Source organism: Brevundimonas sp. FG8 (assembly GCF_057808845.1).
On the sequence record NZ_JBMDIU010000018.1, the window covers coordinates 1 to 16,460 of the forward strand.

General features: G+C 67.0%; 19 protein-coding genes and 1 tRNA gene. 3 read left to right on the forward strand and 17 right to left on the reverse strand.

Annotated elements, in window-relative coordinates; all coding sequences use genetic code 11:
- The 10 genes from glyA to ACODRV_RS17070 all read right to left on the reverse strand — a co-directional run.
- On the reverse strand, positions 1-1,287 hold a 1,287-nt coding region (gene glyA / locus ACODRV_RS17025; RefSeq protein ID WP_488909139.1), incomplete at its 3' end, for a serine hydroxymethyltransferase.
- Between the two features lie 37 nt (positions 1,288-1,324).
- Complete coding sequence (locus ACODRV_RS17030; RefSeq protein ID WP_488909140.1) at positions 1,325-1,504, reverse strand: DUF6898 family protein; 180 nt, start codon at positions 1,502-1,504, stop codon at positions 1,325-1,327.
- A 48-nt stretch (positions 1,505-1,552) separates the two neighbouring features.
- On the reverse strand, positions 1,553-2,170 hold the full coding sequence (locus tag ACODRV_RS17035) for a class I SAM-dependent methyltransferase (RefSeq protein ID WP_488909157.1): 618 nt from the start codon (positions 2,168-2,170) through the stop codon (positions 1,553-1,555).
- Between the two features lie 28 nt (positions 2,171-2,198).
- A complete protein-coding gene (gene hemA / locus ACODRV_RS17040; RefSeq protein WP_240811806.1) occupies positions 2,199-3,425 on the reverse strand; it encodes a 5-aminolevulinate synthase in 1,227 nt (408 codons plus the stop codon).
- A gap of 175 nt (positions 3,426-3,600) precedes the next feature.
- Positions 3,601-4,524, reverse strand: coding sequence for a 3-hydroxyisobutyrate dehydrogenase (gene mmsB / locus ACODRV_RS17045; protein ID WP_255431458.1), 924 nt, complete (start codon positions 4,522-4,524; stop codon positions 3,601-3,603).
- Positions 4,525-4,570: 46 nt separating this feature from the next.
- Positions 4,571-5,365 carry a class I SAM-dependent methyltransferase gene (locus tag ACODRV_RS17050; protein WP_141626877.1) on the reverse strand — a complete coding sequence of 265 codons (795 nt, stop codon included), beginning with the start codon at positions 5,363-5,365 and terminating at the stop codon, positions 4,571-4,573.
- 27 nt (positions 5,366-5,392) lie between these two features.
- Complete coding sequence (locus ACODRV_RS17055; protein WP_141626878.1) at positions 5,393-6,187, reverse strand: class I SAM-dependent methyltransferase; 795 nt, start codon at positions 6,185-6,187, stop codon at positions 5,393-5,395.
- Positions 6,188-6,254: 67 nt separating this feature from the next.
- On the reverse strand, positions 6,255-7,307 hold the full coding sequence (locus tag ACODRV_RS17060) for an enoyl-CoA hydratase/isomerase family protein (protein ID WP_141626879.1): 1,053 nt from the start codon (positions 7,305-7,307) through the stop codon (positions 6,255-6,257).
- Entirely contained in the window at positions 7,304-7,636 is a 333-nt protein-coding gene (locus ACODRV_RS17065; protein ID WP_141626880.1) for a DUF6968 family protein, read from the reverse strand. Before ACODRV_RS17065 ends, ACODRV_RS17060 begins: the two co-directional genes overlap by 4 nt.
- A complete protein-coding gene (locus ACODRV_RS17070; RefSeq protein ID WP_141626881.1) occupies positions 7,633-8,772 on the reverse strand; it encodes an isobutyryl-CoA dehydrogenase in 1,140 nt (379 codons plus the stop codon). The genes ACODRV_RS17065 and ACODRV_RS17070 overlap by 4 nt, the downstream gene beginning before the upstream one ends.
- A gap of 75 nt (positions 8,773-8,847) precedes the next feature.
- Between ACODRV_RS17070 and hemB the strand changes: the two genes are divergently transcribed.
- Entirely contained in the window at positions 8,848-9,852 is a 1,005-nt protein-coding gene (gene hemB / locus ACODRV_RS17075; RefSeq protein ID WP_488909141.1) for a porphobilinogen synthase, read from the forward strand.
- Positions 9,853-9,952: 100 nt separating this feature from the next.
- Here hemB and ACODRV_RS17080 read toward each other — a convergent pair whose 3' ends face one another.
- The 5 genes from ACODRV_RS17080 to ACODRV_RS17100 are packed head-to-tail and all read right to left on the reverse strand — an operon-like array spanning position 9,953 to position 13,973.
- The gene (locus ACODRV_RS17080; protein ID WP_488909142.1) at positions 9,953-10,747 is read right to left on the reverse strand and encodes an MBL fold metallo-hydrolase; all 795 of its coding nucleotides are present in this window, start codon (positions 10,745-10,747) and stop codon (positions 9,953-9,955) included.
- The gene (locus ACODRV_RS17085; RefSeq protein ID WP_141626884.1) at positions 10,747-11,535 is read right to left on the reverse strand and encodes a TatD family hydrolase; all 789 of its coding nucleotides are present in this window, start codon (positions 11,533-11,535) and stop codon (positions 10,747-10,749) included. The genes ACODRV_RS17080 and ACODRV_RS17085 overlap by 1 nt, the downstream gene beginning before the upstream one ends.
- Positions 11,532-12,512: a DNA polymerase III subunit delta' gene (locus ACODRV_RS17090; RefSeq protein WP_488909143.1), complete on the reverse strand. Its 981-nt coding sequence runs from the start codon at positions 12,510-12,512 to the stop codon at positions 11,532-11,534. Before ACODRV_RS17090 ends, ACODRV_RS17085 begins: the two co-directional genes overlap by 4 nt.
- Positions 12,509-13,135 carry a dTMP kinase gene (gene tmk, locus ACODRV_RS17095; protein WP_488909144.1) on the reverse strand — a complete coding sequence of 209 codons (627 nt, stop codon included), beginning with the start codon at positions 13,133-13,135 and terminating at the stop codon, positions 12,509-12,511. The genes ACODRV_RS17090 and tmk overlap by 4 nt, the downstream gene beginning before the upstream one ends.
- Positions 13,136-13,172: 37 nt before the next feature.
- On the reverse strand, positions 13,173-13,973 hold the full coding sequence (locus ACODRV_RS17100) for a septal ring lytic transglycosylase RlpA family protein (RefSeq protein WP_488909145.1): 801 nt from the start codon (positions 13,971-13,973) through the stop codon (positions 13,173-13,175).
- A 97-nt stretch (positions 13,974-14,070) separates the two neighbouring features.
- Between ACODRV_RS17100 and ACODRV_RS17105 the strand changes: the two genes are divergently transcribed.
- Positions 14,071-14,160 (forward strand) — tRNA-Ser (locus ACODRV_RS17105).
- 119 nt (positions 14,161-14,279) lie between these two features.
- Here the strand turns inward: ACODRV_RS17105 and ACODRV_RS17110 are convergent.
- Positions 14,280-15,068 (reverse strand): SDR family oxidoreductase, encoded by a 789-nt coding sequence (locus ACODRV_RS17110; protein ID WP_488909146.1) that lies wholly within the window; start codon positions 15,066-15,068, stop codon positions 14,280-14,282.
- A complete protein-coding gene (locus tag ACODRV_RS17115) occupies positions 15,065-15,394 on the reverse strand; it encodes a nuclear transport factor 2 family protein (RefSeq protein ID WP_141626888.1) in 330 nt (109 codons plus the stop codon). The genes ACODRV_RS17110 and ACODRV_RS17115 overlap by 4 nt, the downstream gene beginning before the upstream one ends.
- Before the next feature lie 127 nt (positions 15,395-15,521).
- Here ACODRV_RS17115 and ACODRV_RS17120 point away from each other — a divergent pair, with 127 nt between their 5' ends.
- Positions 15,522-16,442, forward strand: coding sequence for a LysR family transcriptional regulator (locus ACODRV_RS17120; protein ID WP_488909147.1), 921 nt, complete (start codon positions 15,522-15,524; stop codon positions 16,440-16,442).
- The last annotated feature ends 18 nt before the right edge of the window (positions 16,443-16,460 follow it).

The window sequence follows — 16,460 nt, forward strand, 5'->3', positions numbered from 1 at the left end:
CCCCCCCCCCCCCTGCGCCGCGACGGCCGCGACCACGGCGGGATCGGCTTCATCGCCGCCGTTCATCGAGGAGACGACATCGGCGATCCAGTGGCCGATCTGCTGGAACTCCGCTTCACCGAAGCCGCGCGTGGTGCCGGCCGGCGTGCCCAGACGGACGCCCGAGGTGATGGTGAACGGCGCGGTGTCGAACGGCACGCCGTTCTTGTTGCAGGTCATCAGCGCCTTTTCGAGCTCGTGCTCGGTGGCCTTGCCGGTGACGCCCTTGGGACGCAGGTCGACCAGCATCAGGTGGCTGTCGGTGCCGCCCGAGACGATGGCCAGACCGCGGTCGATCAGGACCGCGGACAGGGCCTGGGCGTTCTTGACGACCTGTTGGGCGTAGAGCTTGAACTCGGGCTTGAGCGCTTCACCGAAGGCGACGGCCTTGGCGGCGATGACATGCTCCAGCGGGCCGCCTTGCAGGCCCGGGAAGACGGCCGAGTTGATCTTCTTGCCGAGGTCGGCGTCGCGCGACAGGATCATGCCGCCACGCGGACCACGCAGGGTCTTGTGGGTGGTGGTGGTGACCACGTCGGCGTGCGGGATCGGGTCCGGATAGACGCCGCCCGCGATCAGGCCCGCATAGTGGGCCATGTCCACCATCAGGTATGCACCGACCGAATCCGCGATCTCGCGGAAGCGCTTGAAGTCGATGTGACGGCTGTAGGCCGAGGCGCCGGCGAGGATCAGCTTGGGCTTCTCGCGCTCGGCCATCTCGGCGACGTGGTCATAGTCGATCAGATGGGTGTCTTCGCTGACCTTGTAGGTCACGGGGCGGAACCACTTGCCCGACTGGTTGGCCGGCGAGCCGTGGGTCAGGTGACCGCCGCACGCCAGATCCATGCCCAGGAAGGTATCGCCCGGCTGCAGCAGGGTGAAGAAGACGGCCTGATTGGCCTGGGCGCCCGAGTGCGGCTGGACGTTGGCGAAGGCCGCGCCGAACAGCTCCTTGGCGCGCTCGCGGGCGAGATCCTCGGTGATGTCCACGAACTCGCAGCCGCCGTAGTAGCGCCGACCGGGATAGCCCTCGGCGTATTTGTTGGTCAGGACCGAGCCCTGCGCGTCCAGCACCGCCTTCGAGACGATGTTCTCGGACGCGATCAGCTCGATCTGCTCCTGCTGACGGCCCAGTTCGCCCTGGATACCCTTGAAGATATCCGGATCGGCGTCCGCGAGGGATTTCGAGAAGTAGTCGGCGTGGGTGTAGGCGGTCACTGGGAATCCCCGAAAATGGCGGCGCTCCATTTAGGCCCCGAAGGGCTGGACCACAACATCTTGTGGTTCACCCTGCGGCGAGCGCCCGTTTGAGCTTGGCCAGCGCCACCCGCTTGAGGCCTTCCGGCTCATGCACCGGCCCCATGGCGGAGACCTCGCGGCCGGTGGCGACATGGATCGCCGAGCATTTGAGCCAGGGGCCGTTGCGGGTCAGTTCGAAGATGACTTCGCCCGGATCGTCGTTCATGCCCCTGCCCTTTCGTTGAGGTTAAGTGTGGCGGGACGCCGCCGGGCGTCAACCGCGCGCATCGCCGCCCAATTGATAGACCCCTGCCGGGCACGGGGTCGGACTGCCGAAGTCCGGGACGTCAAGGGCGGCGATCTGCTTCAGGCGGGTGCGCGGCAGGCTGGCCCGGCCCGGGTCGCCGATCAGGACCAATCCCCCGGCGTCCCGGCACCGACGCAGGAAGGGCAGGCTCCGGCGCGCCAGCGCGCGGCTGTAGAAGACGTCCCCGGCCAGCACGACCTCGACGTCCGGCGGCGGACCGTCCAGCAGGTCGGCGCACAGGGTCTCGATGACGACGCCGTTGGCTTCGGCGTTCAGTGCTGCTGCGGCGGCGGCGTTCGGGTCGATATCCACGGCCAGCACAGAGACCGCGCCCGCCTTCATCGCCGCGATGCCGACGATACCGGAGCCGCAGCCGAGATCGAGGACGCGGCGCCCCGCGACCGCTTCGGGATGATCTTTCAGATACTTCGCCAACGCCGCGCCGCCGCCCCAGCCCCAGGCCCAGTAGGGCGCTGGCGCGGCGTCCTCGACGGACAGGCGGTCCAGCCCGCTGGCCGCGTGGGCCGCATACAGGCGGATATCCGGCCTTGAAGGCGCGGGCGAAAGGGTCAGGTTGTCGAGGATGAAGCGCCGGACAGCGCTTCCGTCACCTTCAGGCGACGGCAGGGAGACGCACCACGTTGCAGTGGGTCCACAGGGCGTCCATCGCCTTGACCAGATCGTCCATCATCGCGTCGGTGTGGTTCGGCGACGGGGTGAAGCGCAGGCGCTCCGTGCCCTTGGGGACGGTCGGGTAGTTGATCGGCTGAACATAGACCCCGTACTGCTCCAGCAGCATGTCGGAGATCATCTTGCAGTGCACGGGATTGCCCACGTGCACCGGCACGATGTGGCTGACCGAGTCCATCACCGGGATGCCGGCGGCGGCGAAGCGAGCCTTCAGGGTGGCGGCGCGCTCCTGATGGGCGTCGCGCAGCTCCGGGTGAGCCTTCAGATGACGCACCGAGGCCAGGGCGCCGGCGGTCAGGGCGGGCGGCAGGCTGGTGGTAAAGATGAAGCCCGAGGCCCAGCTGCGGATCGCGTCGACGATTACGCTGTCGGCGGCGATGTAACCGCCCATGACGCCGATGGCCTTGCCGAGGGTGCATTCGATAATGTCGATCTGGTCGAGGACGCCGTCGCGCTCGGCGACGCCTGCGCCGGTCTGGCCGTAGAGGCCGACGGCGTGGACTTCATCCAGATAGGTCAGGGCGTTGTACTTCTTCGCCAGCGCGATGGTGCCGGCCAGGTCGGCGATGTCGCCGTCCATCGAATAGACGCTCTCGAAGGCGATCAGCTTGGGCGCATCGGCGGGCGCGGCCTGCAGCAGGGCTTCGAGGTGTTCGAGGTCGTTGTGGGCGAAGATGTGCCGCTCGCCGCCGCCGTGGCGGATGCCCGCGATCATCGAGGCGTGGTTCAGCGAGTCCGAGAAGGTGATCAGGCCCGGCAGGATCTTCTGCAGGGTCGAAAGCGCGGCCTCGTTGGCGACGTAGCCCGAGGTGAAGAGAAGCGCGGCTTCCTTCCGGTGCCAGCTGGCCAGCTCGGCTTCCAGGTCGACCGCCGAACGGGTGGTGCCGGAGATGTTGCGGGTACCGCCGGCGCCGGCGCCGACCTCGTCAATCTCGACCTGCATGGCCTCCAGCACCGCCGGGTGCTGGCCCATGCCGAGGTAGTCGTTGGAGCACCAGACCACGACGTCCTGCTCGGTTCCATCCTCGCGGCGACGCTTCGCCAGCGGGAACTGACCGCGCACGCGCTTGAGGTCGGCGAAGACGCGGTAGCGTCCCTCGCCCTTCACCTGCTCAACGGCGGTCTCGAAAGCGGCCCTGTAGTCGAACAACCCTGCGGCTCGTCTGGTCTTTTGCAATTGGGGCGTATGTGCGCCCCGAGCCTGAGAAAGTCTATCCGATTGGGCCGCTAAATCGTCGCAACCCCTCAATTGATAACGATTCTCAGTAATGTTCTTGCGCATGAGCCATGTTCCGCGAACAGGTCATGCGCCGCCTTGAGGTGGATCAAGCCTTCGGCAATTCATCCAGCTTGCCGCGCAGCATCTGGAGAATGGCCGAGAAGTCGCGGTCGCCGTAGCCGAGCCCGTTGAACATCTGGAACAGGGCCTCGGTCTGGGCGCCCAGCGGGGTCGAGGCACCGGACCTGGCGGCGGCGTCCTGGGCCAGTTTCAGGTCCTTCAGCATCATGGCGGCGGCGAAACCGCCGTCATAGTTGCGGTTGGACGGGGCGGTCGGCACCGGGCCGGGCCACGGATAATAGGTCGTGGTGGACCAGCTCTGGCCCGAGGACTTGGCGACGATGTCGAACATCTTCACCGGGTCGAGACCCAGCTTCTCGGCCAAGCCGATGGCTTCGCAGGTGCCCAGCATGGTGATGCCGAGGATCATGTTGTTGCAGATCTTGGCTGCCTGCCCCGCCCCATGGTCGCCGGCGCGGAAGGTGGCGCGGCTCATCGGCTCCAGCGCCGCCTCGATGCGGGCGAACTCCGGCTCGTCGCAGCCGACCATGAAGGCCAGCGTCCCGGCCTCGGCCGCCATGGTGCCGCCGGACACGGGGGCGTCGGCGAAGGCATAGCCCGCTTCCTTGGCCAGACCGGCGACCTTGCGGGCGGTGTCCACGTCGATGGTCGAGCAGTCCAGAAGCAGGGCCGACGACGGCGCGGCGCCGATGATCTGCTCCGAATAGACCTTCAGCACATGCGGCCCGGCCGGCAGCATGGTGATGACGATGTCGGCGGACTTCACCGCCTCGGTGACGCTGGCGACCGGGGTGCAGCCCGCGGCGGCGGCGCGGTCCAGCGCGGCCTGCGACAGATCGAAGGCCAGGACAGTGTGGCCCGCCTTCGCCTGATTGGCGGCCATGCCCCCGCCCATGTTGCCCAGCCCGATGAAGGCGATGGTGGTGGTCATGGCGCGTCTCCCTTTGATTTTGAGGGAGGGTTAGCGGGGGTCGGCGTGGAAGGCCAGCGCTGCGTCAGCCCGGCTTGCGGAACCGCAGCATGAACTGGCTGGTATGACCCCGGATCGAGGGATCGAAGACGTTGGCCGTGCGGGGATCGGCATCGTTCCACAGGGCGGCGCCGGCGCTGTCAAACTCAAAACCGGCGGCCTCGACCTCACGGATCACGATGTCGGAATCGATCCGGTGAAGGCTGTCGGCGACCGAGAGGTCAGAACCGCTCACAGCCTCGTGGTCTATGATGACGTAATAGCCGCCCGGCCTCAGCGCCGCAAAGACCGCCGCGTTGACCTTCGCCGCTGTGTCCGTCGCGAACGGACGCAGGTGGAGGTCGTGGTAGTTTTGGGCGGTGAAGACCAGGTCGAGGCCGGACGGAAACACCGGGGCGCCGATGGCGCTGTGGACGCCGTCCACGTTCGGCAGGGCGTCGGCGGCGGTCACGGCCTCGCCATAGGACGCCTGAAAACCGATGAATTCGTCCGGCTGCCAAGCCGTGACGTGGCCTTCCGGCCCGACCACGGCGGCGAAGGCGCGGGTAAAGTAGCCGCCGCCGATGATCATGTCGGCGACTTTCCACCCCGGCTGGACGCCTGTGAAGTCCAGCGTGATCGCGGTCTGGCGGGCCGCGTCGCGGGCGCGGTCTTCTTCCGGGCGAAGCGGCGAGGCCAACAGGGCGGCGTAGTCCACACGGCTGCCCGACATCACATGCACCGGGGCTTGCGGGGGCAATGGTTCCCGGACGGCCTGAGCGAAAGCGGGGCCGCTCAGGGCGATGACCGCGAAGGCGGTCAGTGGCAAGCAACGACGCATGGTCTCTCTCCCGGTGTTCACCCCGTCTCAGCGAGGTTTTCTGAAGCGATAGACGAAGCGGTCGGTCTTGCCCCGGATCGAGGCGTCGAAGACCGACAGGGTGTGGTCGTCGGACGGCACGCGGACCGCGCTGGTCTCACCGTCGTAGATGAAACCGGCGGCCTCGACCTGACGCCGCAGCTCGGCGGCCTCGATCCTGTGCAGGCTGCCCGCGACCGAGATGCCCGCGCCGTCGGCCGCCTGATGGTCAAGGATGACATAGAGGCCGCCCGGCTTGAGCACCTCGAACACCCGGCGGTTCATGGCCGCCACATCGACGTTGAACCGGGGGATGGTGAAGTCGTGGTACTCCTCGCCCATGAACACCACGTCCAGCGGCTGGTCGAAGGTCATGGTCTCCAGCTGGCCGGTGACGCGGGTGGTGTTGGAGTAGGTCGAGGCCAGGGTGTCGGCGAAGGCGTTTTCGCGGCCCGCGGTCTGGTTCGGCACGAAGGCGTAGACATGACCACCGGCGCCGACGACCGGGGCGAACAGGCGGGTGAAATAGCCCTCCTCCGGCCGGATATCCGCGATGACGTGGCCCGGCTGGAGGTTGATGAAGGCCAGCATGTCGGCCGGCTTGCGCAGCGGGTCACGGGCGACTTCTTCCGGCAGGCGACGGCTGTCCGACAGGGCGTCGGCGTAGCGAAGCTCGGGCGAAGCCGAGGCGGACGCCGCCGGTGCGGCGGTGTGAACAACCGTCCGCTCCTCCCCATCATTGCTGATGATGATGCAGCCCGACAGGGCGACAGCGCAGGCGACGACGGCGGCGGTTCTCAGCATGGATGACCCCTGATTTGCGCAGCGGAAGCTACGCTTAGTCAGCCCGGATGCAAGGCCCTGTCGTCACTCAGGACAGCGGCTTCCATTCCTCATCCGCAGGCAGCGGAGCAAACAGGGCGTCAAGCGTGGCGTCGGTCACGCCCGACAGGTCGGCGGGCGACCATTCTGGCGCATTGTCCTTGTCGACGATGACGGCGCGCACGCCTTCCTGGAAATCGTGGGTCGAGACCACGCGACCACCCAGGGCGAACTCCATCGCCATGTTCTGCGCGAACGTCTCGAACGTCGCGCCGAGACGCATCTGGCGCAGCGACACCTTCAGCGACTGGGGCGACTTGGTCTTCAGGATCGCCAACTGGGCCAGCGCCCATTCCGAGCCGTCAGCCTCCAGCGCCGCGAAGATTTCCTCGACCGTGTCGAAGGCGAACAAGCGGTCGATGGCCTCCAGATGCACCTCGATCGGCGCCTCGCCCGGATCATCCTCGAGCCCGTCGGCCACGTCGATCGGATAGGCCGGATCGGCGGACAGGATGGCGCGGAAGGCTTCCAGAGCATCGGTCGGCAGATAATGGGTGTGGATGCCCAGGAAGACGGTGTCCGCCGCCTTCAGCCGCGCGCCGGTCAGGGCCAGCCAGATGCCCGTCTGTCCCGGCAGGCGCGGCAGGAACCAGCCGCCGCCCACATCAGGGAACAGACCGATGCCGGTCTCGGGCATGGCGTAGGTGGTGCGCTCGGTCGCGATGCGGACCGTGGCCGGCTCGGAAATGCCGACGCCGCCGCCCATGACGATGCCGTCCACAATGGCGGTCACCGGCTTGGGATAGTCGAACAGCAGGTGGTTCAGCTGGTACTCGGCGCGGAAGAAGGCCTTCGCCTCCGACGCGTCCCCTGCCCCGCTCTCGGCGATCATGCGGATGTCTCCGCCCGCGCAGAAGCCGCGTTCGCCAGAGTGATCGATCAGCACCGACTGAACGGCCTCGTCCCCGCGCCACGCCAGCAGCGCCTCGATCATGGCGTCGCACATGGCGCGGTTCAGCGCATGCAGGGCCTTGGGCCGGTTCAGGGTGATGATCCCGACGCCGGAGGACACGCGGGTGAGGATTTCGGGTTCGGTGGTCACGAACGGCCTTTCGTACGGGCGGATTCGAGGTCTTCGAGCCCGGCGGTGGGAAGGTGCAGAATGTCGTCGGGTTCAAACAGGAAGACAGCTGGCTTCGCAGTATACAGTTCGGAAGCGACGTTCTGCAGGGCAAGGTACAGCGCCTGCACAGAATCGACGCCGAAAGCCCTCGAAATCCGAGGTTCGCGATCCGGCCATTCAATCTCATATTCGCAAGCCCAGTCGCCGCGTGGATCCGGGACCGGTTTGCGCCAACGGACCGGCACCGGGCGGACCTGTCCGTCGCGCTCGGTCTGATAGGTCCGTTCGCACACGACGGGAGAGGTCACTGCCGAAGCATCTCCCGCGCCGTGATGACGCGCATGATCTCGTTGGTGCCTTCAAGGATGCGGTGGACGCGCAGGTCGCGAACGATGCGCTCCAGCGGATAGTCCTTCAGATAGCCGTAGCCGCCGTGCAGCTGCAGGGCCTCGTCCGCGATCTGGAAACAGGCGTCCGTGGTGAAGCGCTTGGCCATGGCGCACCATTTGGTCTTTTCCGGGTGGCCGGTGTCGATGGCCCAGGCCCCGCGCAGGACCATCAGGCGGCAGGCGTCCAGCTGGGTCGCCATGTCGGCCAGCTTGAACTGGGTGTTCTGGAACTCGGTCAGGGCCTTGCCGAACTGCTTCCGGGTCGAGACGTAGTCCTGCGCCGTCTCCAGGGCGAGGCGAGCGCCGCCCAACGAGCACGCGGCGATGTTCAGACGGCCACCGTCCAGACCCATCATGGCGTAGCGGAAACCGTCGCCTTCCTTGCCGAGCAGGTTCTCGGCCGGGATGCGGCAGTCGTCAAAGCTGACGATGGCGGTAGGCTGGGAGTTCCAGCCCATCTTCTTCTCCTGCGCGCCGAACGACAGGCCGGGCGTGCCCAGATCGACCACGAAGGCCGAGATGCCCTTGGCGCCCGGCTCGCCCGTGCGGGCCATGACCACATAGACGTCAGACGTCCCTGCGCCCGAGATGAAGGCCTTGGAGCCGTTCAGCACCCACTCGTCGCCCTCCAGCCGGGCGGTCGTGCGCATGGCGGCGGCGTCAGAGCCCGAGCCCGGCTCGGTCAGGCAATAGCTGGCGATCTTTTCCATCGTCACCAGCGACGGCACATAGCGGGCGCGCAGATCGGCCGAGCCGAAGCTGTCGATCATCCATGTCGCCATGTTGTGGATCGAGATGAAGGCGGCGGTTGAGACGTCGCCGCGCGACAGCTCCTCGAAGATCAGCGCCGCCTCGACGCGACCCAGGGCCATGCCGCCATGTTCCTCGCCGGTGTAGATACCGCAGAAGCCCATCTCGGCCGCGTGACGCATGACGTCGACGGGGAAATGCTTGGTCTCGTCCCACTCGGCGCTGTGCGGCGCCAGCTCGGCCTCGGCGAAGGCGCGGGCGGCGTCCTGAATGGCGCGCTGGTCGTCGGTAAGGGCGAAGTCCATTGAAACGTTTCCTCGAGTCTTTGAGCGGCTTCTAGCCACCTTCACCCGCCCGGCCAACGGGTCTAAGAGGCCGCCATGACCCAGCCCTTCCCGCCCGCCGCCTTCCCTTACGCCCGTCCGCGCCGCCTGCGCTCCAGCCCGTGGGTGCGCAAGCTCGTCGCCGAGACCACGCTGACGCCCGCCGATCTGGTCTGGCCGCTGATCGTGCACGACGGCAAGGAAGACCGGCTTCCGGTCGCCTCGATGCCGGGCGTGTCGCGCCTGTCGCCCAAGGCCGCGGCGGAGGCCGCGAAGGAGGCCCGGGACCTGGGCATTCCGCTGGTCGCCCTGTTTCCCAACGTCGACGGGGCGATCAAGGACGGCGTCGGGACCGGGGCGACCGATCCGGACGGGCTCATCCCCGACTGCATCAAGGCCATCAAGGACGCGGCGCCCGGGATCGGCGTCATGACCGACGTGGCGCTGGACTGCTACACCGACCACGGCCACGACGGCGTGGTCGAGGGCGACCGGATCGTCAACGACGCCACCCTCGAGCGGCTGGCCGAACAGGCCTTCATCCACGCCCACGCCGGGGCCGACATCGTGGCTCCGTCAGACATGATGGACGGCCGGGTCCAGGCGATCCGCGAGGCGCTGGAGGCCAACGGCTATTCTGACACCCTGATCATGTCCTACGCCGCCAAGTACGCCTCGGCCTTCTATGGCCCCTATCGTGACGCCGTGGGCTCGGCCAAGCAGCTGACCGGGGACAAGAAGACCTATCAGATGGACTACGCCAACACCGAGGAGGCCCTGCGCGAGGTGGCCATGGACATCTCGGAAGGCGCCGACGCCGTGATGGTCAAGCCGGGGATGCTGTACCTCGACATCGTGCGGCGGGTGTCGGAGACCTTCCACCTGCCGACCTTCGCCTATCAGGTGTCCGGCGAGTACGCGATGATGCGCGCCTCCATGGCCAACGGATGGCTGGACGAGGAGCGGGCCATTCTGGAAAGCCTGCATGCCTTCAAGCGCGCCGGAGCGGCCGGGGTGCTGACCTATTTCGCCCCGCAAGCCGCCCGCCTGCTGGGCGCCTGACAAACTTCATCGAAGCGTCACCGGGTTTCGCTGGCCGGCGCGGGTTCACCACGCGCACGCCCGAGCCCGTCGCGGCGGCCCCTGTTTCAGGTCGCCGCACTCAGACCCGCGCCCGCCAGCCGTCGTAGGCGACTTCGACATTGTCCGGAACAACTGCCGACAAGGCATTGTAATCCAGATCAATATGCAGATTGGTCAGAAGGGCCCGCCCGACGTGCGCGCGGGCGATCCAGTCGAGCGCCTTGTCCACATGGGCATGGGTCGGATGGGCCGTCCAGCGCAGGGCGTCGACGATCCAGAGGTCGCAGCCGCGCACGGCTTCAATCGCCGCTTCGTCAAGATCGGAGACGTCGCTGGAATAGGCGATGCCACCCATCCGGTAGCCGACCGAGCGGATTGGGCCATGAATCTGGTCGAAGGTGACGACCGGAATCGGCCCGCCCGCCCCATCCACAGACCAGGGGACGCCGTGCGCGGGAATATCCCGCAGATCGAGGATCGGCGGATACCCCTCCACCATCTCGAAAATATAGCCGAACCGGTCGGTCAGGGCCGCGCGGGTGGCGGCGTCCATATAGGCGGGGATACGCTTGCGGGCCCGCATGGCGAACACCCGCAGATCATCTATTCCGTGCGTCTGGTCCGCGTGGTCGTGGGTGTAGAGAACGGCGTCCACGTGCCGGACCCCGGCCATCAGCATCTGGGCGCGCAGATCGGGCGAGGTGTCGATCAGCACGCTGGTCACGCCGTCCGGCCCATGGCGACGAATCAGGGCCGAACAGCGGGTACGGGCGTTCTTCGGCTCCGACGGATCACAGGCGCCCCAGTCGCCGTCGCCGCGCGGCACGCCCCCGGAAGAGCCGCTGCCCAGGATGACGACTTCCAGATCGTCCATCACTGCCCTTCCGGTCGAGGGATGCGGTCGAACAGGGCGAAGAAGGCGTCGGTGGTGCGGGCCTCGGCCTCTTCCCGGGACCAGCCCCGGATTTCGGCCAGCTTGTCCAGCACATGGCCGACGTAGGCCGGTTCGTTCCTGCGCCCCCGATGCGGGATCGGCGCAAGATAGGGGCAGTCGGTTTCGACGATGATCCGGTCGGCCGGCATGACGGCGATGATATCGCGCACGGCCTGCGCCGCCTTGAAGGTCGCGATGCCGGACACCGAGAACCAGCCGCCGAGTTTCGCTGCTCTTTCAGCCAGTTCAGGCCCACTGGTGTAGCAGTGCATGAGGAATTTGAACGGCGCCCTGGCCTGTTCTTCCTCAAGGATGGCCGCCATGACGTCGTCGGCTTCGCGCGTGTGCACGACGAGCGGCAGGCCGGTCAGGCGGGACGCCTCGATATGCTGACGGAACACCGCCGCCTGCTCCTCACGCGGGCTGAGGTCATAGTGGAAGTCCAGACCGCACTCGCCGACGCCGACGACGCGCGGCCGGTGCGCCAGCTCGACCAGCCGGGCGGCGGTCAGGTCGGTGTAATCCTTCGCCTCATGAGGATGAACGCCGACCGTGCACCAGATGTCGTCGTGCGCCATCGCCAGACCGTGCGTCGCCTCGAAGGTCGACAGCTTGTCCGAAATCTCGACCATCATCTGCACCCCGGCCTGACGGGCGCGGGCGATCACCTCGTCGCGGTCCTCATCGAACTGGACGGCGTGCAGGTTGACGTGACTGTCGATGATCATCCGCGGGCGGCCTTGGTGCGTTGCAGGTCCGCCAGCGCCCCGGCCAGCACGTCGGCCCGGTCCAGATTGATGGCGGCGGTGCGGTCCGGCAGATCAGACAACCGGGTCCACAGGTCCGCCCATTTGGCCTCGGACGCGCCTTCTTCAAGAGCGCGCACCTTCACGGCGGCGATCAGGCGGTCCATCAGGGTTTCGAACCGCTCCTGTCCCTCGGCGCCGCGGAACTTGTCGGCGATAGCCAGCGCTTCGGCGCGATCCACATGGTCCGAGTTCACCCAGTCCTGCGCGATCTGATCGGCCTCCAGCGTCGCACCGGACGCCAGCGCCAGCGCCTGACCGGGCGAGCCGCCGGCCATGCCGGCGATGCGCGACGCCTCTGCTGATGAGACTCCGGTGCGATTGCGGACCATCTCCTCCAGCGCATGCTGCGGCCAGACCGGGAAGGCCAGACGGCGGCAACGCGACCGGATGGTGGCCAGCAGCCGGCCCGGCGCATGGGTGACGAGAAACAGCACGCCTCGTTCCGGCGGTTCTTCAAGAACCTTCAGCAAGGCGTTGGCGGCGTTCAGGTTCAGATCATCCGCAGCGTCGATGATAGCCACCCGATAATGGGCCTGGGACGGGCTCTTGGAGAAGAACTCCGGCAGGTCGCGCGCCTGATCGACCGAGATCGATTTCTTGGTCTTGCCGCCCTCGACCAGTCGCTCCAGCACCAGGAGGTCCGGATGCGACTGGGCCGCGATCTGGCGGGACACAGGATCATAGGGGTCCGCGCCCAGAGGTCCGCGCGACGGGTTCGGCGCCGCGCCCAGCAGACGACGGGCCGCGCGGTAGGCGAAGGTCGCCTTGCCCGAGCCCTCAACCCCGCACAATAGCCAGGCGTGGTGAAGACGGCCGCGTTGCTGGGCGTCGACAAAGGCGGCCTCGGCGGCGGCGTCCGGGATCAGGTCGAAACGGTCCCGAGGATGCTCGCTCACAGCAGCCGGCCCTCAATGGCCGCCCAGACGCGCGCAGCCACCGCCTCCTCATCGCCCGTGGCGTCGATCACGACACAGCGATCGGACTTTTCCTGAGCGATTTCCAGGAAACGTCGGCGAAGTCTCTCATGAAACTCCAGCCCCTTGGACTCGAACCGGGTCTCGAACAGACCGCGTCCAAAGGCGCGCTCCAGACCGACCTCGACCGGCAGGTCGAAGATCAGGGTCAGGTCCGGCTGGGTGTCGCCAACGATGGCGGCGTCCAGGGTCTCGATAAAATCGGCGGGCGTGCCACCGCCCGCGCCCTGATAGGCGCGGCTGGAATCGGCGAAGCGATCGCAAACCACCCAGCGACCGGCCTCGAGCGCGGGGCGGATGGTCTTCTCCAGATGATCGCTGCGGGCGGCGAACATCAGCAGGGTCTCGGTCAGCGGCGACCAGCGCCCGGCGTCGCCGTTCAGGGCGATATTGCGGATTTCTTCGGCGCCCTGCGAACCGCCGGGCTCACGCGTGCGCACGACGTCGATCTCGCGCTCGCGCAGCCGATCGACCAGCCGGCCGACCTGCGTGGACTTGCCGGCGCCTTCGCCGCCTTCGAACGTAATGAATCTGCCGTGGGTCACCGGCGCACAATGGCGACCCCGCCGACTGAAACAAGCCTTAGCGGCCCGATATCAACAGGGCGTCCGCATATCCGCGCGCGACCACGGCCTGACGGGCGTGTTCGGCGGCGTTGGCGTCGGTCCAGGGGCCGACCAGAACGCGGTACGCGGGCGAATCGCCCTGCCCCGCCACATCGACGGTCGCCCGGTCGCCGAGACGATCCGCCACCCGGCGAGCGGCGCGGCGGTCGCTGAACGATCCGGCCTGAATCCAGAACCGACCGGCCTCGGCGGCAGGCTCGGGACGCGGCGGCGGCGGCGCGGGCGCGACGGTGGCGGCGTACTGCAGCGGCTGGGCCGAGCCGAGACGCGGAGCCGGACCGAGGTAGCGCACCCTCACCTCGCCCACGCCTTGCTGAAGCATGCCCAGCTGGTCGGCGGCGCCGCGCGACAGGTCGATGATCCGCCCGTCCACGAACGGTCCCCGATCATTGATCCGCACCACGATGCTGCGTCCGTTGGCCAGATTGGTGACCTCGACCAGACCCGGCAGCGGCAAGGTCTTGTGCGCGGCGGTCAGGGCGTACATGTCGAACCGCTCGCCCGTCGCGGTCGGGCGGCCGTTGAACTGGTCCCCGTACCAGGAGGCGGTTCCGGTCTCGTCGTAGTTCGGCTGCTCCGCCGGGCGATACCAGCGCCCCCGGATCTGATAGGGCCGCATGGTGCCCGAGACGATCGGCGCCGGATCTGTGACGACCGGAAGACGCGCCCCGCCCGTCGACCGCGCCCCGGTCGCGCACGCCGCCATCAGGGGCAGCAGCGCCACGATACAGGCGCCCTTGAGCCGTCTTGCCGTCATCATCCCGATCCTTGTGGAGATCCGGATGCCACACGGACATTTCCGCTTTGGTTAACGCGCCGTTTGAGGGTATGCGGCTTGTCCGCTCACAGGACACGGACAGGTGGCCGAGTGGTTTAAGGCAGCGGTCTTGAAAACCGCCGTAGGTGAGAGCCTACCGTGGGTTCGAATCCCACCCTGTCCGCCACCTTCATGGTGAAGCCTCCAGATTTCCGTTCAGACTGGAAAGCGGACATTGAAACTGCGGCGGAGCCCGGCGCCTGTCCGTCCCGGCCGGCTGGGCCGAGTGCGGACAGGCCTTCACAGTCAGACGGTCGGCACTGTTCCTCCATCGACGACGAGTTCCGTTCCGTGAATCGCACTGGCCCGGTCCGAGGCGAGGAACGCGATGGCGTTCGCGACCTCGGAGGGTTCGGCGCCGCGTCCGATCGAGATGCCGCCCAGCCCGGAGAGGACAAGTTGTCTCGCGTCCTCGAGGGTTCCGCCATTGGCCGCCCGTATGCGCTCAAGGAACACATCCGTGCCCTCGGTCATGATCCAGCCCGGAGACACGGTGTTGACGCGCACTCCCCTTGGGCCGAGTTCCTTGGAGATGGACTTGCTGTAGGTCCGTAGCGCGGCCTTCGCGGCGGCATAGGCCGTCGTCGCGTCGGGGAGCGGCAGGACCGACTGGATGGAGGTGATATGCACCACCGCGCCGAAGCCCCGTTCGATCATCTGCGGGACCAGCAGACGGTCGAGACGAACCGCCGCCAGCAGGTTCAAATTCAGCTCGGACAGCCAATCCTCGTCGGTCAAGGCGACGAAGCCGCCGCCCGGCGTGTTCGAGCCTCCAAGGACATGGACGAGGATATCGATCCCGCCCAGACGCTGAAGCGCCGCACCGGCGAGAGCTTCTCCCCCTGCCGCCGTCGTCAGATCCGCCTCAACGAATTCGACGCCGTCGATGGGCTCGGGGTTCGCGCGCGCCGAGGTGATCACCCGGGCGCCGCCGGCCAGGAAGCGCTCGACGGTGGCGCGGCCCAGACCTTTGGTGCCGCCGGTGATGAGGACACGCTTGCCCGCGAACTCCGTGGCATTCTCCGGGGCCCTCACGCCGAGACCTCCATGGTCCTGATGGCGTCGCCGTCGAGTTCCACGCGGTAGGTGAAGCGGATCGGACTGCCCGGAAACTCACCATGGGCCGGACCTTCGACCACGACCGCCTGACCTTCATGACGAACGGCGTCGGGGCTGAAGATCGCCTTCAGGCCAACGACCATCTCCTCAAGCAGGGCGCGGATTTCGGCGTGACCCTCGAAGCGTTTGCCGTTGTCGAGGAAGACTGCGTCGGCGGCGAATGATTTCATCATACCGTCGAGGTCCAGCCTTGCATTGGCCTCCACATAGTCGGCGATCGGGGACGGAAGCTCTGGAGACATTGGTCTGTCCTGCTGTTTGGGTCACAGCCGGGTGGCCGCGCCTTTCGATGACGCCAAGATAGGGATGGACAGATCGTGCGATAATCGGGACAAATCTGGATGAGACGTCACGAAATTCGGGACAATCATGAGAAGCAGCCTGACCGAATTGGACGCCGTTCTGGTCATCGCCCGCTGCGGCAAGTTCCGCGCGGCCGCGATCGAACTCGGTGTATCGACAACCGCGCTGAGTAACGCCGTTGGGAAGTTGGAGCGCACGCTTGGCGTTCGGCTCTTCAACCGGACGACAAGAAGCGTCTCATTGACCGAGGCGGGTCTGCAGTTCGTCGCCCAGGTCGCGCCCGCCATGCAAGACATCCATGAGGCCATGGAGATGGTGCGCTCCCGACAGGCCACACCCTCGGGCACCCTGCGCATCAATGCCTTTCCGACAGCGGCGCGGGAAATTTTCTCTTCGCTCGTCCTGCCGTTCGTTCATCAGCACCCCCAGGTCCATGTCGATATCGTCACGGAGGGTCGCATGGTGGACATCGTCGCCGGTGGCTTCGATTTCGGCGTCCGGAGCGCTGATCGGGTGCCCGTCGACATGATCGCCCTTCCCCTGGGGGTCGCGCGACGTAATGTGGTGGTGGCTTCACCGACCTATCTGAAGGCCCATGGAAGGCCACGGGTTCCCCAGGACCTGTTGCGCCACTCGTGTCTTCGCGTCCGTCTTCCGAATGGCGCGCTCTATCGCTGGCCGTTCGAGAAGGAGGGCGAGTCCATTCACATCGACGTCGAAGGCCCCCTCACCCTCGATGAAGCCAGCCTCGCCCGCACCGCCGCCATCGCGTCGAGGGGCCTCACCCTGGCGATGGAAGCCGACGTGCGGGACGACCTTGAGACCGGCAGGCTGATACCCGTTCTCGAGGACTGGACGCCCGCCCTGTCGCCATTGAGCCTCTACTATCCCAGCCGTCGTAACCCGACCGCCGCGTTCAAGGCGTTCATCGATTTTGCGCGACAAAACGGGAAAGCCGAATCTCCTCCCGGCGCCAGCCTGCCGTAAGCTTCCGACGTTTCCCGA

Coding starts and splice junctions, on each gene's coding strand:
- ACODRV_RS17070 (WP_141626881.1), bottom strand. CDS start 8,772: ATGGACTTCGCCCTTACCGACGACCAGCGCGCCATTCAGGACGCCGCC.
- ACODRV_RS17050 (WP_141626877.1), bottom strand. CDS start 5,365: ATGCGTCGTTGCTTGCCACTGACCGCCTTCGCGGTCATCGCCCTGAGC.
- hemB (WP_488909141.1), top strand. CDS start 8,848: ATGACCCAGCCCTTCCCGCCCGCCGCCTTCCCTTACGCCCGTCCGCGC.
- ACODRV_RS17080 (WP_488909142.1), bottom strand. CDS start 10,747: ATGGACGATCTGGAAGTCGTCATCCTGGGCAGCGGCTCTTCCGGGGGC.
- ACODRV_RS17120 (WP_488909147.1), top strand. CDS start 15,522: ATGAGAAGCAGCCTGACCGAATTGGACGCCGTTCTGGTCATCGCCCGC.
- ACODRV_RS17055 (WP_141626878.1), bottom strand. CDS start 6,187: ATGCTGAGAACCGCCGCCGTCGTCGCCTGCGCTGTCGCCCTGTCGGGC.
- ACODRV_RS17030 (WP_488909140.1), bottom strand. CDS start 1,504: ATGAACGACGATCCGGGCGAAGTCATCTTCGAACTGACCCGCAACGGC.
- ACODRV_RS17085 (WP_141626884.1), bottom strand. CDS start 11,535: ATGATCATCGACAGTCACGTCAACCTGCACGCCGTCCAGTTCGATGAG.
- ACODRV_RS17100 (WP_488909145.1), bottom strand. CDS start 13,973: ATGACGGCAAGACGGCTCAAGGGCGCCTGTATCGTGGCGCTGCTGCCC.
- ACODRV_RS17115 (WP_141626888.1), bottom strand. CDS start 15,394: ATGTCTCCAGAGCTTCCGTCCCCGATCGCCGACTATGTGGAGGCCAAT.